This is a genomic window from Variovorax sp. PDC80 (assembly GCF_900115375.1).
Taxonomy (GTDB): Bacteria; Pseudomonadota; Gammaproteobacteria; order Burkholderiales; family Burkholderiaceae_C; genus Variovorax.
In genome coordinates, this window is sequence record NZ_FOWG01000016.1 from 40,230 (window position 1) to 56,011 (window position 15,782).

Here is a 15,782-nt window from a genome sequence, read left to right on the forward strand (position 1 = left end):
CCGGCCGAAGGGGGCTTGGCCTCCGCGGCAACGCAACTCAGTGGCACTGGCTACACTGCCCGCCAGTTTCCCGCTTTCCGATCCATTCCATCCGTTTTCCGCTTCCGGAGCACCCCATGGCCCTGATTCCCGCCACCATCCTCACCGGCTTCCTCGGCTCGGGCAAGACGACCTTGCTCAAGCGCATCCTGACCGAGGCCCACGGCCAGAAGATCGCGGTCATCGAGAACGAGTTCGGCGAGGAGAACATCGACAGCGACATCCTCGTGACCGAATCGAAGGAGCAGATCGTGCAGATGAGCAACGGCTGCGTCTGCTGCACCATCCGCGAAGACCTGCGCGAGGCGCTGCAGCTGCTGGCCGCCAAGAAGCGCCAGGGCCTGCTGGAGTTCGACCGCGTGGTGATCGAGACCACGGGCCTGGCCGATCCCGGCCCGGTGGCGCAGACCTTCTTCATGGACGACGAGATCGCCGAGAGCTACCTGCTCGACTCGATCCTGACCCTGGTCGATGCCAAGCACGCGCCGCAGCAGCTCAACGACCGCCAGGAGGCGCGCCGCCAGGTGGGCTTCGCCGACCAGATCTTCATCAGCAAGAGCGAGCTGGTGTCGGCCGAGGAGACCGAGGCGCTGATCCATCGCCTCAAGCACATGAACCCGCGCGCGCCGCAGCAGAAGGCGCATTTCGGCGACGTGCCGCTCAAGGACATCTTCGACCTGCGCGGCTTCAACCTGAACGCCAAGCTCGACATCGACCCCGACTTCCTGAAGGAAGACGACCACGATCATCACGACCATGACCACGCGCATGGCGAGCACTGCGACCATCCCTCGCACAAGCACGAGGGCCATGGCCACCATCACCACACGGACGACGACGTCAAGAGCTTCGTCTACAAGGCCGACCGCGCCTTCGACCCGGCCAAGCTGGAAGACTTCCTGGGCGCGATCGTCAACATCTACGGCCCGCGCATGCTGCGCTACAAGGGCGTGCTGAACATGAAGGGCACCGAGCGCAAGGTGATCTTCCAGGGCGTGCACCAGCTGATGGGCAGCGACCTCGGTCCCGAATGGGGCAAGGACGAGCAGCGCCAGAGCCGCATGGTGTTCATCGGCATCGAGCTGCCGCGCGAGATCCTCGAGCAGGGGCTAGAGCAGTGCCTGGTATGAGCTGAGGCCTCTGAATGAAGAAAAAGGCGCCGGCCGCGAGGCCTGGCGCCTTTTTATTTGGCGGGCAGTTCGACGGGCTTGCCGATCAGCTTGAGCTGGCCGTCGCTGAACTCGACCTGGCTGGTCACGTCGTCGCCCGCGCGCTTCAGGTAGCCCTGCTGCTCGAACTGTTCGATCATCAGCGCGGCCACTTCGGGCGACGACGCCTGGCTGCCGCCGGCGGTCTCGGCGATCTTCTCGATCCATTTCACCGGCAGCCGCGCGTTGGCCTTGAGCACGCCGCGCTTGAGCAGCAGTGCGTTGCCGGGCAGTTGCAGGTCCTCGTCGGTCACGCCGGCCATGGCGACCGAGTAGCCGAACTCGGCGCGCTGGCCGTCGATCTCGACCAGCAGGCGGTCGACACCGACCTCGGGGCCATGCTTGGCCATGGCCTTGAGATCGGGTGCGAGCTGGTCGGCCAGCGCGCGCAGCGCGGCCTGCGAGGCCTTGCCGCGGATGCAACCGTTGGCCGCGGCCGAGCGGGTCCAGGCCTCGGCCAGCTTGCGGTAGCCGCCGACGTCGATGCGGCGCGTGCTGCTGGCCATCTCGAAGTTGTCGATGCGCGTCGCGCCGACCGAGCCCGTGCCCTTGAAGGTGGCGGTGCCGGTGTAGAGGCCGTTCTCGATGGTGGCGTCGCTGGCGGCGTCGAGGCCCTGCAGCACGATGGCGGGGAAGGGCTTGGCGGGGGCGGCGTCGGGATCGGCCTTCTTGCCGGCCACCGTGAATTCCAGTGCCTCGAGCCGGCCCGTGCTCTTGCCGGTGGCCAGCATCCAGCCGTGGCGGATGTCCAGGTCGGCCCGGGCGCCGAGCTTGCCCATCTTGAGGTTGACGCCGTTGCGCAGGTCCGCGGCCTCGAAGCCGGGCAGGGCGAGTTCGTAGTGCGCCTCGGTGCGCGCGCCGTCGACCCGCACGCGCAGCTGCGCGCCCTGCCAGGAGACGCGGGTCTTGCCCTCGTCGGCGAACTGGCCGGGCGCGAGCGTGATCTCGCTGGCGTAGCCGCCGTCGAAGCCGACCCGGGTGTGGGCGCCGAAGGGCCTGGCGTCGCCGAACACCTTCCTGGCCTCGGCCTGGCCCTTGATGTCGAGCAGCAGTTCGCTGTCGATGGTGGCCGCGGCCAGGCTGCCGCCGGCCAGCGGGCCGTGGCGGATGGTGTCGCGGAAACTCAGGCGCAGTGGCTTGGACGGGGTCGGCGCGGGCTCCTCGCCGTCTTCTTCGTCCGGGTCCGCGGGCGGCGCGCCGGCCACGGCGGCGTCGGCCGGGCAGCCGAGTTCCAGCGTCACGGTGCTGACCGCGCCGAGGAAGCCGCGCTCGTAGCTGCGTTCGGTCACGCGCACCAGCGCGCTTTGCCGCGGCAGTTCCGCGAAGGCGCTGTCGTAGACGGATTTCACCTTGTTGCCGGCCCACCAGGTGCTGCCGGCATAGGCCAGCGCGATCGCGGCGGCCAGGACTCCCAGGACTGTCTTCTTGCTCAAGTTCGGCTTTCTTGTAGGGGTATCCAGGGCCATGAGGCCCCTGGCGCCGGCCCTCCGCCGGCGCGGCGCGATGCTACCGGAGCGCCGTGGGGGCCAAACGCATCGCCCGCGCATTCGAGTTCTCTATACAATCGCGCGCCTGTTGAAAACGCCAGGTCCCCCCGCAAGGGGGCGGCAGGGGTCGAAGACAGGAGGGCGCCGCATGTTTGCGGCGGGCTTTCGGGGGTATAACCCCGGGGTTCGCCGACCGGCGGATGCCCTCGACAACGTGGAGCCCGCGCGGCCGACCAGGTCCGCAGTGGCTCCCATGGGAGGAGACACCAGTGAAAGCGCGTTCCAGTTCGTCCAAGGAGCCAGTCACCGTGAAGAAGCCCGCCGCCAAGGCCACGCCAGCATCCAGGACCGACGCCACCAAGGCGACGGCCGCGAAGCCGGCTGTACCGGCGGCCAAGAAAGCATCTTCCGCGACGGCGACCGTAGCGAAGAAGGAAGGCGCCGCAGCAAAGAGCGTCAAGACAGAGAAGACCGCAACGCCCACGGCCAAGGCCGCGAGCGCATCGGCGAAGAAAGCAGTTCATCCCGCCACCAAGCCTGCCAGCGAGCCGGCGGCAACCGTCCCGGCCAAGAGCGCGAGCAAGACAGCCAAAGCGGGTCCATCGTCCACCAAACCCGTCGGCCCGCGTGCCGTTTCACCTGTTCCCCCGATTCCCATGAAAAAAACGGCTGCCGCCTCTTCCTCCGCCCCGGCGACACCTTCGACCCCCGAGCCCGAAGTCGCCACGGCAACGGCCGCGCCCGCCCCCGCCCGCGGCGGCCGGGTGTCCCGCCTGTCGCAACTGACGGTGCCCTCGATGCCGCAATCGGTGGCATCGACCGCCGCCAAGTCCAGCTTTATCCAGACCGCCTCGCAGGCGCTGGTTCCGCCTCCCCCCGTGAATGTGAAGAAAGATCCGAAGTTGGCCAACAACTGGAAGACCAAGTCCGTCGAAGAACTCAGCGATGCCGAAGTCATCGCGATGCCCGATGCCGAGTACATGAACGAGAAGCAGATGGCCTTCTTCCGCCTGAAGCTCGTCGAACTCAAGCGCGGCATTCTCGAGAATGCCGGCGAAACCACCGAGCACCTGCGTGAAGACACGGTGGTCGTGCCCGATCCGGCCGACCGCGCCACCATCGAGGAAGAACATGCCCTCGAGCTGCGCACCCGCGACCGCGAACGCAAGCTGCTGAAGAAGATCGAGCAGTCGATCCAGCGCATCGACGCCGGCGACTACGGCTACTGCGACGAAACCGGCGAGCCGATCGGCGTGGGCCGCCTGCTGGCCCGCCCGACCGCCACGCTGTCGCTCGAAGCGCAGCAGCGCCGCGAGCTCAAGCAGAAGATGTTCGGGGACTGAGCGCCGGTTCTCCGGCCCGGCTCCGACCGTCGTCCATCGCCCGCGAATGCCAAAGGAAGAAACGGGCCGCCTGCTTTCCAAGGTGGCGAAGTTCGTCCGCAATCCGCTCAAGGATTGGTCGGAGCTGGACACCCCCTCGACGACGAACGCCTCCGATTCCTCGCTGCCCGACCCGGCCTACAGCCGGGAAATGCTCAAGGAGATGATCGAGCGGCGCCAGCGCAACGATTTCGTGCGCCGGCGCGAGTTCGACATGCTGCGCAAGCTGCGCCAGCGCGAGGCCGCCGCCCACGCCTTCGATGCGACGGTCACGCCGTCGTCGTTCAACATCAACAGCACCTCGGAGAAATCCGAGGGCCGCGCGCTCACGCTCAAGAAGATCGACGAGATCGAGGAGCAGATGTCGCAGCAGTGGTGGAAGGGGCGCGGGCCGAACGGCGAGACGCTGGTCAAGTCGCCGCCCGACGCGGGCGCCGAGACGCTGTCGCCGGCCGATACCGACGCGCTGCTCGAGCCGCCCTCCCGGCCGGTGCCCGCCCCGGTGGCGCCCGCGGCCGTGGCCACGGCCTCGCCCAGCGGCACCCACATGGCGACCCGGCTCGCGCAGGACGGCGCGCTCGAGGAGGCGGTGATCCGCTTCGCGCACGGCGATGACGTCGGTGCCGAGGCGATCCTGCTGCAGGCGCTGGCCTCCGAGGGCGCGAGCGGCACCGACGAGACCCATGCCGCGACGGCCGAGCGCGACGACGCCCGCTGGCGCGCGCTGTTCGACCTCTACCGCGCCACCGGCGACGCCGCCAAGTTCGCGGCCGCGCGCATGCGCTATGCCCAGCGCATGCGGCGCATGGGCCCCGACTGGGTGGCGCTCGACGAGCTGGCGCGCAGCGTGAAGGCGGTAGCCGCCAGCGAGGAGGGCGACAGCGCCCCCGCCGAAGGCGCCGCCGACTGGGCCGCGCCGCCGAAGCTGGCGCGCGACGGCCTGGTGGCGCTCACGCGGGCGCTGTCGCAGGCCGGCTCGGTCTGGACGCTCGACTGGCGCGCGCTGGGCGCGATCGGCTCCGATGCCGCCGCGCCGCTGCGCGTGCTGTTCGCGCACTGGGCCGATTCGCCGGTCAAGCTGCGCTTCATCGGCGCGGCCCAGCTGCTGGCGGTGCTGGCCGAGTCCGCGCCCAACAACGAGCGCGGCATCGACGACGTCTGGTGGCAGTTGCACATGGCCGCGCTGCGCCTGATGCACCTGCCCGACGACTTCGAGCTGGTGGCGCTCAACTACTGCATCACCTACGAGGTGTCGCCGCCGTCCTGGCAGGATCCGCGCGGCGAATACAGCGCGATCGCCGCGCCGGTGTCCACGCCGTCGCGCATGGGCTCGGTCTGGTCGCTGCTGTCGGTGGGCGGCGAATCCGAGAGCTTCCCCTCGGCCGGCAGCGGCTTCGCGGCGCTCGCGGGCGACCTGCGCGGCGAGTCGCCGTCGAACCTGCAGCGGCTCGATGCCGACCTGCGCGGCGGCACCGCGCCCGTGATCTCCTGCGCCGCGCTGCTGCGCATGGACCTGGCCGCGGCCGGTTCGTTGCTGGGCTGGGTGCGCGAGCGCGATGCCAAGGGCGAGCGGGTGCAGTTCGTCGATGCGCACCGGCTGATCGCGACCCTGTTCGGGCTGGTCGGCATCGCCGACCACGCGACGGTCGCGCTGCGCAAGAACTAGGCTTTCATGCCGCCCCGGGCGGACTTGCATTGCCCCGCCCAGTCCCCAGATGGCTGCGATGGAACAATTTCACGGCACCACCATCGTGAGCGTGCGCCGCAAGACCCCCCAGGGCGACCAGGTCGCCATCGGTGGGGACGGGCAGGTCACACTCGGAAACATCGTCATCAAGGGCACGGCGCGCAAGGTGCGGCGGCTCTACCACGGCAAGGTGCTGGCCGGCTTCGCCGGCGCCACGGCCGACGCCTTCACCCTGTTCGAACGCTTCGAGGCCAAGCTCGAGAAGCACCAGGGCCACCTGTCGCGCGCCGCGGTCGAACTGACCAAGGACTGGCGCACCGACCGCGTGCTGCGCCGCCTCGAGGCCATGCTGGCCGTGGCCGATGCCACCACCTCGCTGATCATCACCGGCAACGGCGACGTGCTGGAGCCCGAGAACGGCGTGATCGCCATCGGTTCGGGCGGCGCCTACGCGCAGTCGGCGGCCAAGGCGCTGCTCGACAACACCGAGCTCACGGCCGAGCAGATCGTGAAGAAATCGCTGGAGATCGCGGGCGAACTCTGCATTTACACGAACATGAACCACACCGTCGAGACGCTCTGAGGCCCGCCACCATGTCCATGACCCCCCAGGAAATCGTCTCCGAGCTCGACAACCACATCGTCGGCCAGCCGCAGGCCAAGCGTGCCGTGGCCATCGCCCTGCGCAACCGCTGGCGCCGCCAGCAGGTCGACGACAAGCTGCGTGCCGAGATCACGCCCAAGAACATCCTCATGATCGGCCCTACGGGCGTGGGCAAGACCGAGATCGCGCGCCGCCTCGCGCGGCTGGCCGATGCGCCCTTCATCAAGGTCGAGGCCACCAAGTTCACCGAGGTGGGCTACGTGGGCAAGGACGTCGACTCGATCATCCGCGACCTGGCCGAGATCGCCGTCAAGCAGACCCGCGAGGCCGAGAGCACCAAGGTGCGCGCGCGTGCCGAGGACGCCGCCGAGGAGCGCATCCTCGACGTGCTGCTGCCGCCCGCGCGGCTGGCCGACGGCACCGCGCCCGACAGCGGCAACGCCACGCGCCAGGCCTTCCGCAAGAAGCTGCGCGAGCACCAGCTCGACGACAAGGAGATCGAGATCGACCTGGTCGAGACGCGCGCGCCGCTCGAGATCATGGGCCCCGCCGGCATGGAGGAGATGGCCGAGCAGCTCAAGGGCATGTTCGGCCAGATGGGCCAGGGCAAGCGCAAGACGCGCAAGCTCAAGATCGCCGAGGCGATGCGCTTCCTGATCGACGAGGAAGCGGCCAAGCTGGTGAACGAGGACGAGATCCGCACCCAGGCGATCGCCAATGCCGAGCAGAACGGCATCGTGTTCATCGACGAGATCGACAAGGTCGCCACGCGCAGCGAGGCGCAGGGCACCGACGTCTCGCGCCAGGGCGTGCAGCGCGACCTGCTGCCGCTGGTCGAGGGCACGGCCGTGAGCACCAAGTACGGCGTGGTGCGCACCGACCACATGCTGTTCATCGCGAGCGGCGCCTTCCACCTGAGCAAGCCCAGCGACCTGATCCCCGAGCTGCAGGGGCGCTTCCCGATCCGCGTCGAGCTGCAGTCGCTGTCGGTGGCGGACTTCGAGAGCATCCTCACGCAGACCCGTGCCTCGCTCGTGAAGCAGTACCAGGCGCTGCTGGCCACCGAGGGCGTCACGCTCGACTTCACGCCCGAGGGCGTGACCCGTCTCGCGAGCATCGCCTTCGAGGTCAACGAGCGCACCGAGAACATCGGCGCGCGCCGCCTGTCGACGGTGATGGAGCGTCTTCTCGATGAAGTAAGCTTCGACGCGACCCGTCTCGAGGGTCAGACGATCCGCATCGATGCCGCCTACGTGGACCAGCGCCTGGCGGCACTAAGTCACGACGAAGACCTGTCGCGCTTCATCCTCTGAAGTCGCCTCCCTTGCCCCTGTTACAGGGGCAACGCTTCACGCATCACATTCACTGCGTGAGCTAAGTGGTTCATTCTCAACGAAATTCGCCGATTCCAGAATCTTGGAATCGGCGCTAAGTCGTTGATTCCATTACAAAAAATACCCCGCACGCCTGGTTGCGCCGGAAGTGTTTCCTGCTACAGTGCAAAAAAGTGCAGTTAAGTGGGAAAAAGTGCGAGTAGTGTGCCCTTCGGGCGCTGCGGCCTTCCCACCACAGGGGTTTCTCGGTCGTGTTTCAAGGCGCTTCATCGCTCAGTCTGGATGCCAAGGGGCGGCTTTCCGTGCCGACCCGGCATCGCGACGTCCTGAGCGCCACGGCAGGCGGCCAGCTCACGATCACGAAGCACCCCCATGGCTGCCTGATGGTGTTCCCGCGCCCGGAATGGGAGAAGTTCCGCGAGCGGATCGCCGCGCTGCCGATGTCGGCGCAGTGGTGGAAGCGGGTGTTCCTCGGCAACGCGATGGACGTCGAGATGGACGGCACCGGCCGCATCCTCGTGTCGCCCGAACTGCGCGCGGCCACGGGCATCACGCGCGACACCCTGCTCTTGGGCATGGGCAACCATTTCGAACTCTGGGACAAGGCCACCTACGAGGCCAAGGAGGCCGAGGCCACCCAGGGCGAAATGCCGGATGTGTTTCAGGACTTCGCGTTCTGAGGGGCATCGTGAATACCGCATGGACCCACACGACCGTTCTTCTGGACGAAGCGGTCGAAGCCCTTCTTGCAGGCCAGATGGCCGCGCCCGGCACCTTCGTGGACGCGACCTTCGGCCGGGGCGGGCATTCGCGCGCGATCCTCGCGCGGCTGGCGCCGGAAGGCAGGTTGATTGCCTTCGACAAGGATGCGGAAGCGGTGACCGAAGCAGCGCGCATCTCGGATGCGCGTTTTTCCATCCGGCACCAGGGATTCCGTTCGCTGGGCGAGCTGCCCGGCGCGAGCGTGGCCGGTGTGCTGCTGGACCTGGGCGTGAGCTCGCCGCAGATCGACAACCCGGCGCGCGGTTTCAGTTTTCGTTTCGACGGCCCGCTCGACATGCGCATGGACACCACGCGCGGCGAGAGCGTGGCCGAGTGGCTGGCAACGGCAGAACTCCAACAAATTGCAGAGGTGATCCGTGACTATGGCGAAGAACGGTTTGCTGTTCAGATTGCAAAGGCGATTGTTGCTCGCAGACAAGAACGGGGCGCAATTTCAACCACCACCGAACTGGCCGAGCTCGTGGCTGGCACGGTCAAAACCCGCGAGCCGGGCCAGAACCCTGCAACGCGCACATTTCAGGCTCTTCGGATTTTCATCAACGCCGAGCTTGAAGAGCTGCAACAGGCGCTAGAGGCGAGCCTGTCGGTGCTGCAACCCGGCGGCCGGCTCGCGGTGATCAGTTTCCATTCGCTCGAAGACCGGATCGTGAAGCAGTTCATCGCGAAGCACTCGAAGGAGGTCTACGACCGCCGCGCGCCGTTCGCGGCGCCGAAGGCGATGCGGCTGCGCGCGCTCGAGCGCATCAAGCCCTCCGAGGCCGAGGTCAACGGCAACCCGCGCTCGCGCAGCGCGATCCTGCGCGTGGCCGAACGAACGGAGACGCCATGACACGACCTCGCGTCCACGGTCCCGCCCGCACGATTTCCAGCCGCCGCACCACGGGCGGCTTCGTGCCTTCTGCGGCCGCCCTGCGCGGCGAACGGGGAGGCCGCTGAGATGGCACGCCTGAACCTGCTGCTGCTGCTGTCCGTGATCGCCACGGCGCTCTACCTCGTGCACACGCAATACCTCTCGCGCCAGCTCTACACCGAGCTCGACCGCACGATGCAGGAGACGCGCCGGCTCGAGCTCGACCACGACCGGCTGCAGGTCGAGAAGCGCGCGCAGGCCACGCCGCTGCGCGTGGAGAAGCTCGCGAAAGAGCAGCTGCAGATGCGCACCACCTCGCCGGCCATCACGCAGTACGTGCGTCCCGACGGCAGCGTGATCCCGGCCGTGGTCGCACCGCCGCCCGCACCGCCTGCCAACAAGCCGGCCGCCGCCGCAGCCGCAAGGGGGCAGCGATGACCCGCCGCAGCGTGCGCTACACCACCAGCCCCCTGCTGGCGAGCAAGACGCCGGTCTGGCGCAGCAAGTTCATCGTCGGCGGCATCGCGCTGGGCTTCGTCGTGCTCGCGGGCCGCGCGGCCTACGTGCAGGTGTTCGGCAACAGCTTCTTCCAGCGCCAGGGCGAGGTGCGCTTCGCGCGCACGCTCGAGCTGCCGGCCAACCGCGGTCGCATCCTCGACCGCAACGGCCTGATCCTCGCGTCGAGCGTGGTGGCGCCCAGCATCTGGGCCATTCCCGAGGACGTGGAGCGCGACGATCCCGAGGTGCGCGCCAAGCTCAAGCAGGTGGCCAAGCTGCTCGAGATGCCGCAGAAGGACTTCGACAAGAAGCTCGAGGACGAGGACAAGACCTTCGTCTGGATCAAGCGCCAGGTCGACGAGCCGATCGCCAAGCAGATCGCCGCGATGAACCTCAAGGGCATCTACCAGCGCAAGGAATACAAGCGCCAGTACCCCGAGGGCGAGGCCGCCGCGCACGTGGTGGGCTTCACCAACGTCGAGGACAGCGGCCAGGAAGGCATCGAGCTCGCGTTTGACAAGGACCTGGCCGGCAAGGCCGGCTCGCGCCGCGTGATCAAGGACCGCCTGGGCCGCGTGGTCGAGGGCGTGGGCGAGCAGGTGCCGCCGCTCGACGGCAAGGACATCCAGCTCAGCGTCGACAGCAAGGTGCAGTTCTTCGCCTACCAGAAGCTGCGCGACGCCGTGACCGCGCGCAAGGCCAAGGCCGGCAGCGTGGTGGTGCTCGACGCCGTCACCGGCGAGGTGCTGGCGCTGGCCAACTACCCGAGCTACGTGCCCGACAAGCGCCAGAACCTCACGGGCGAGCAGCTGCGCAACCGCGCGATGACCGACACCTTCGAGCCCGGCTCGACCATGAAGCCGATCACCGTGGCGATGGCGCTGGAGGCCGGCCGGGTCAAGCCCTCGTCGCTGATCGAGACCTCGCCCGGGCGCTACCAGCTCGGCGGCTTCACCATCAGCGACACCCACAACTACGGCACGCTGACGGTCGAGGGCGTGATCCAGAAGTCGAGCAACGTCGGCGCGCTCAAGATCGCGCAGAAGATGACCCCGCACGAGATGTGGGACACCTACACCGCGCTCGGCTACGGCCAGAAGCCGCAGATCCAGTTCCCCGGCGCGGTCACCGGCCGGCTGCGGCCCTGGAAGACCTGGAAGCCGGTCGAGCAGGCCACCATGGCCTACGGCTACGGCCTGTCGGCCTCGCTGTTTCAAATGGCACATTCGTACACCGCGTTCGCGCACGATGGCGCGATCATTCCGGCGACGATCCTCAAGAACACCGAGCCGCCGGCCGGCGTGCGCGTCTTCTCGCCGTCGAACGCGCTCGCGGTGCGCAAGATGCTGCAGATGGCCGCGGGCCCGGGCGGCACCGGCACGCGCGCGCAGACCATCGGCTACTCGGTCGGCGGCAAGTCGGGCACGGCCCACAAGCAGGTCGGCAAGGGCTACGCGAGCAACAAGTACCGCGCCTGGTTCACCGGCATGGCGCCGATCGAGAAGCCGCGCATCATCGTCGCGGTGATGATCGACGAGCCCAGCGACGGCCAGTACTTCGGCGGCCTGGCCGCGGCGCCCGTGTTCAGCGAGGTCGTGCAGCAGACGCTGCGCATGATGAACGTGCCGCCCGACCTGGCGGTCAAGCCCCTGGTGATGACCCAGGGCGTGGACGAGAGCTTCTGAGCATGCTGACCTTCACTTCCCCCCCACTGGCCGCGGCCTGGCTCAAGGAGCGCGTGCCGCAGGGCGCGCTGCATGCCGACAGCCGTTCGGTGGCCGCGGGCGACGTGTTCGTCGCCTGGCCCGGCGCCGCGACCGACGGCCGCAAGCACGTGGCGGCGGCGCTGGCGCAGGGCGCGGCGGCCTGCCTGGTCGAGCACGAGGGCGTCGAGGCCTTCGGCTTCGATGGCGACGAGCGCATCGTCAGCTACCCCGGCCTCAAGGCCGCCACCGGCCCGATCGCCGCGGCCTTCTACGACCATCCCTCGGCCCGGCTCGACCTGCTGGCCGTGACCGGCACCAACGGCAAGACCTCCACCGCCTGGTGGCTGGCCGAGGCGCTGTCGACCCTGCGGCCGGCCGGCGGCGTGCGCCCGATGCGGCCCGACGGCACGGTGCAGCGCGACGCGCCCTCGCCGTGCGCCGTGATGGGCACGCTGGGCATCGGCGTGCCGCCCGAACTCACTTACACCGGCCTCACCACGCCCGACCCCGTGATGATGCAGCGCGAGCTGCGCGCGCTGGTCGAGCGCGGCTTCGGCGCCTGCGCCATCGAGGCCTCGTCGATCGGCATCGCCGAGCGCCGGCTCGACGGCGCGCAGATAGCCGTGGCCGTGTTCACCAACTTCACGCAGGACCACCTCGACTACCACGGCAGCATGGACGCCTACTGGCAGGCCAAGGCCGAGCTGTTCCGCTGGCCCGGCCTGCGCGCCGCGGTGATCAACATCGACGACACCCACGGCGCGAGCCTGTGCGCCAACCTGATCGATGCCGGCGTCGGCGCGCTCGACGTCTGGACCGTGTCGGCCGACGGCAAGCCGGCGCGCCTGGTGGCGCGCGACATCGGGTACGACGCCCAGGGCCTGCAGTTCTCGGTCGCCGAGCACGGCACCGCGGCCGTCGAGCGCGTGACCACCGGCCTGATCGGCCAGTACAACGTGGCCAACCTGCTCGGCGTGCTCGGCACGCTGCGCGCGCTGGGCCTGACGCTCGCGCAGGCCGTGGCGGCGTGCACGAACCTGAGCAGCGTGCCGGGCCGCATGGAGCGCGTGGACGCCGAAGCCGGTGCTCCGCTCGCGGTGGTCGACTACGCCCACACGCCCGATGCCATCGACAAGGCGCTGGCCGGCCTGCGCCCGCTCGCGCAGCAGCGCGGCGGCAAGCTGTGGTGCGTGTTCGGCTGCGGCGGCGACCGCGATCCGATCAAGCGCCCGATGATGGCCGCCGTGGCCGAGCGCCAGGCCGACCACGTCGTGGTGACCAGCGACAACCCGCGCAGCGAGAAGCCCGACGCGATCATCGCGCAGGTGCTGCGCGGCTTCGCGCGGCCCGAGCATGCGCGCGTGCAGGCCGACCGCGCGGCCGCCATCGCCGACACGATCGCGCAGGCCGCGCCCGAGGACGTGGTGCTGATCGCCGGCAAGGGCCACGAGGCCTGGCAGGAGATCGCGGGCCAGCGCCTGCCCTTCTCCGATCGCAGCCATGCGCACGACGCGCTCGCGAAGCGGAGGAGCGCATGAGCGACACCACCTCCCTCGCGCTGACGCTGGCGCAACTGCAGCAGTGGATTCCGGGCGCGCGCCTCGTGGGTGATCCCGCGACCGTGATCGCGCGCGTGCACACCGACACCCGCACCCTGGCCGCGGGCGACCTGTTCGTCGCGCTCAAGGGCGAGAACTTCGATGCCAACGACTTCCTGCCGCAGGCACGTGCCAGCGGCGCGGTGGCCGCGGTCGCGCACGGCGGCCTCGAGGCCGCGGGCCTGGCCGGCCTCGAGGTGCCCGACACCCTGGTGGCGCTCGGCGCCATCGGCGCGCACTGGCGCGCGCAGTTCTCGCTGCCGTTGATCGCCGTGACGGGCAGCAACGGCAAGACCACCGTCACCCAGATGATCGCGGCCATCCTGATGGCCTCGAAGCCCGAGCGCGCGCTCGCGACCGCCGGCAACTTCAACAACGAGATCGGCGTGCCGCTGACCCTGCTGCGCCTGCGCGCGCAGCACCAGCGCGCGGTGGTCGAGCTCGGCATGAACCACCCGGGCGAGATCGCGCGGCTGGCCGCCATCTCGCGCCCGACCATCGCGCTGGTGAACAACGCCCAGCGCGAGCACCAGGAGTTCATGGTCAGCGTCGAGGCCGTGGCGGTCGAGAACGCCGCCGTGTTCGCGGCGCTGCCCGACGACGGCACGGCCGTGTTCCCGCACGGCGACGAGTTCACCACGCTGTGGAGCGACATGGCGCGCGACGGCGCCGCGCGCCGCTGCCTGACCTTCGGCGAGCACGACGATGCCGACATCGGCCTCGAGCATGCCGAATGGACCCAGGGCGCCTGGCAGGTGCGCGTGCGCACGCCGCTCGGCGGCTTCGGCACGCGGCTGCACATCGCGGGCCGCCACAACGTGATCAATGCGCTCGCGGCCACCGCCTGCGCGCTGGCCGCGGGCGTGTCGATCGACACCATCGCCGCCGGCCTCGATGCCTTCGAGCCGGTCAAGGGCCGCTCCAAGGCCAGTGCGCTCGCGCTGGCCGGCGGCCGCGCCATCACGCTGGTCGACGACAGCTACAACGCCAACCCCGACTCGGTGCGCGCCGCGATCGACGTGCTCGCCGCGCTGCCGGGCCCGCGCCTGCTGGTGCTGGGCGACATGGCCGAGGTCGGCGAGCGCTCGGACGAATTCCATGCCGAGGTCGGCGACTGGGCGCGCCAGCGCGGCATCGAGACCGTCTACACGCTCGGCAGCGCCTCCGAGCACAGCATCGCCGCCTTCCAGCGCGGCGACGCGGCCACGGTCGGCGGCGGACGCCATTTCGAGGACATCGACACCCTGAACGCCGCGGTGCTCGCGCGGCTGCCGCTGGTCGGCAGCGTGCTGGTCAAGGGCTCGCGCTCCATGAAGATGGAACGCGTGGTCCAGGCCATCGCCGCGCAGGGTGCGACCCCGCAGACACAACCACAACAAGAAGGAGGCCGTCCCTGATGCGGGGGCGGTGCGCAATTTCATGTTCATGAGCCTGGCCCAATGGCTGCAGACCCTCTCGCCGGAACTCGGGTTCCTGCGGGTGTTCCAGTACCTGACCTTCCGCGCGCTGATGGCGGCGCTGACCGCGCTCGTGGTCGGCCTCGTGGCCGGTCCGTACGTGATCCGGCGCCTGACCGCGCTGAAGATCGGCCAGCCGGTGCGCGGCTACGCGATGGAGACCCACCTGAGCAAGAGCGGCACGCCCACCATGGGCGGCGTGCTGGTGCTGTTCGCGATCGCCTTCGCCACCATCCTGTGGTTCGACCTCTCGAACCGCTTCGTCTGGATCGTGCTGTGGGTCACGCTGGGCTTCGGCGCGATCGGCTGGGTCGACGACTGGCGCAAGGTGGTGCACAAGGACCCCGAGGGCATGCGCTCGCGCGAGAAGTACTTCTGGCAATCGGTGGTGGGGCTGCTCGCGGCCTTCTACCTGCTGTTCAGCATCTCCGAGAGTTCGAACTGGCGCGTGCTGCAGCTGTTCTTCGCCTGGGTGCAGTCGGGCTTCGACCTCGACTTCCCGCCCAAGATCAACCTGCTGGTGCCCTTCTTCAAGGAAGTCAGCTATCCGCTGGGCGGCATCGGCTTCGTGATCCTCACCTACCTGGTGATCGTGGGCGCGAGCAACGCGGTGAACCTCACCGACGGCCTCGACGGCCTGGCGATCATGCCGGTGGTGATGGTGGGCTCGGCGCTGGGCGTGTTCGCCTACGTGACGGGCAGCGCGGTCTACTCGAAGTACCTGCTGTTCCCGAACATCCCGGGCTCGGGCGAGCTGCTGGTGTTCTGCTCGGCGATGGCCGGCGCGGGCCTGGCCTTCCTCTGGTTCAACACCCATCCGGCGCAGGTCTTCATGGGCGACGTGGGCGCGCTCGCGCTCGGCGGCGCGCTGGGCACCATCGCGGTCATCGTGCGCCAGGAGATCGTGTTCTTCATCATGGGCGGCATCTTCGTGGTCGAGGCGATCTCGGTGATGGCCCAGGTCACCTACTTCAAGTACACGAAGAAGCGCTTCGGCGAGGGCCGCCGCGTGCTCAAGATGGCGCCGCTGCACCACCACTTCGAGAAGAGCGGCTGGCGCGAGACGCAGGTCGTGGTGCGCTTCTGGATCATCACGATGCTGCTGTGCCTCGTGGGCCTGTCGACGCTGAAGCTGCGCTGAGAGAAAAC

At 69.0% G+C, this 15,782-nt stretch carries 13 protein-coding genes; 12 read left to right on the forward strand and 1 reads right to left on the reverse strand.

The window, feature by feature from the left end; translation table 11 throughout:
- Positions 1-116: 116 nt before the first annotated feature.
- Positions 117-1,169, forward strand: a complete 1,053-nt coding sequence (locus tag BM109_RS34490; RefSeq protein WP_093353350.1) for a CobW family GTP-binding protein — start codon at positions 117-119, stop codon at positions 1,167-1,169.
- Positions 1,170-1,222: 53 nt separating this feature from the next.
- Here BM109_RS34490 and BM109_RS34495 read toward each other — a convergent pair whose 3' ends face one another.
- A complete protein-coding gene (locus tag BM109_RS34495) occupies positions 1,223-2,680 on the reverse strand; it encodes a YdgA family protein (RefSeq protein ID WP_256222970.1) in 1,458 nt (485 codons plus the stop codon).
- Between the two features lie 362 nt (positions 2,681-3,042).
- On the opposite strand from BM109_RS34495, the gene dksA reads away from it, so the two are divergent.
- The 11 genes from dksA (at position 3,043) to mraY (ending at position 15,774) form a co-directional block, all read left to right on the forward strand.
- Positions 3,043-4,077 carry an RNA polymerase-binding protein DksA gene (gene dksA, locus BM109_RS41710; RefSeq protein ID WP_256222971.1) on the forward strand — a complete coding sequence of 345 codons (1,035 nt, stop codon included), beginning with the start codon at positions 3,043-3,045 and terminating at the stop codon, positions 4,075-4,077.
- A 46-nt stretch (positions 4,078-4,123) separates the two neighbouring features.
- Positions 4,124-5,782 (forward strand): STAS domain-containing protein, encoded by a 1,659-nt coding sequence (locus BM109_RS34505; RefSeq protein WP_093353357.1) that lies wholly within the window; start codon positions 4,124-4,126, stop codon positions 5,780-5,782.
- A gap of 58 nt (positions 5,783-5,840) precedes the next feature.
- Complete coding sequence (gene hslV, locus BM109_RS34510) at positions 5,841-6,386, forward strand: ATP-dependent protease subunit HslV (protein ID WP_057597019.1); 546 nt, start codon at positions 5,841-5,843, stop codon at positions 6,384-6,386.
- Positions 6,387-6,397: 11 nt separating this feature from the next.
- Positions 6,398-7,720 (forward strand): ATP-dependent protease ATPase subunit HslU, encoded by a 1,323-nt coding sequence (gene hslU / locus BM109_RS34515; protein ID WP_093353359.1) that lies wholly within the window; start codon positions 6,398-6,400, stop codon positions 7,718-7,720.
- A gap of 272 nt (positions 7,721-7,992) precedes the next feature.
- Entirely contained in the window at positions 7,993-8,421 is a 429-nt protein-coding gene (mraZ, locus tag BM109_RS34520) for a division/cell wall cluster transcriptional repressor MraZ (protein WP_057597021.1), read from the forward strand.
- An 8-nt stretch (positions 8,422-8,429) separates the two neighbouring features.
- Complete coding sequence (gene rsmH / locus BM109_RS34525) at positions 8,430-9,353, forward strand: 16S rRNA (cytosine(1402)-N(4))-methyltransferase RsmH (RefSeq protein WP_093353362.1); 924 nt, start codon at positions 8,430-8,432, stop codon at positions 9,351-9,353.
- A gap of 108 nt (positions 9,354-9,461) precedes the next feature.
- On the forward strand, positions 9,462-9,812 hold the full coding sequence (gene ftsL, locus BM109_RS34530; RefSeq protein ID WP_093353364.1) for a cell division protein FtsL: 351 nt from the start codon (positions 9,462-9,464) through the stop codon (positions 9,810-9,812).
- Complete coding sequence (locus tag BM109_RS34535; protein WP_093353367.1) at positions 9,809-11,557, forward strand: peptidoglycan D,D-transpeptidase FtsI family protein; 1,749 nt, start codon at positions 9,809-9,811, stop codon at positions 11,555-11,557. Before ftsL ends, BM109_RS34535 begins: the two co-directional genes overlap by 4 nt.
- A 2-nt stretch (positions 11,558-11,559) precedes the next feature.
- Complete coding sequence (locus BM109_RS34540) at positions 11,560-13,116, forward strand: Mur ligase family protein (protein WP_093353370.1); 1,557 nt, start codon at positions 11,560-11,562, stop codon at positions 13,114-13,116.
- Positions 13,113-14,573, forward strand: coding sequence for a UDP-N-acetylmuramoyl-tripeptide--D-alanyl-D-alanine ligase (gene murF / locus BM109_RS34545; protein ID WP_093353372.1), 1,461 nt, complete (start codon positions 13,113-13,115; stop codon positions 14,571-14,573). Before BM109_RS34540 ends, murF begins: the two co-directional genes overlap by 4 nt.
- Before the next feature lie 22 nt (positions 14,574-14,595).
- Positions 14,596-15,774 (forward strand): phospho-N-acetylmuramoyl-pentapeptide-transferase, encoded by a 1,179-nt coding sequence (mraY, locus tag BM109_RS34550; protein WP_057597027.1) that lies wholly within the window; start codon positions 14,596-14,598, stop codon positions 15,772-15,774.
- Positions 15,775-15,782: the final 8 nt, after the last annotated feature.

Coding starts and splice junctions, on each gene's coding strand:
- hslU (WP_093353359.1), top strand. CDS start 6,398: ATGTCCATGACCCCCCAGGAAATCGTCTCCGAGCTCGACAACCACATC.
- BM109_RS34505 (WP_093353357.1), top strand. CDS start 4,124: ATGCCAAAGGAAGAAACGGGCCGCCTGCTTTCCAAGGTGGCGAAGTTC.
- BM109_RS34490 (WP_093353350.1), top strand. CDS start 117: ATGGCCCTGATTCCCGCCACCATCCTCACCGGCTTCCTCGGCTCGGGC.
- murF (WP_093353372.1), top strand. CDS start 13,113: ATGAGCGACACCACCTCCCTCGCGCTGACGCTGGCGCAACTGCAGCAG.
- ftsL (WP_093353364.1), top strand. CDS start 9,462: ATGGCACGCCTGAACCTGCTGCTGCTGCTGTCCGTGATCGCCACGGCG.
- BM109_RS34535 (WP_093353367.1), top strand. CDS start 9,809: ATGACCCGCCGCAGCGTGCGCTACACCACCAGCCCCCTGCTGGCGAGC.
- BM109_RS34540 (WP_093353370.1), top strand. CDS start 11,560: ATGCTGACCTTCACTTCCCCCCCACTGGCCGCGGCCTGGCTCAAGGAG.
- hslV (WP_057597019.1), top strand. CDS start 5,841: ATGGAACAATTTCACGGCACCACCATCGTGAGCGTGCGCCGCAAGACC.
- mraY (WP_057597027.1), top strand. CDS start 14,596: ATGTTCATGAGCCTGGCCCAATGGCTGCAGACCCTCTCGCCGGAACTC.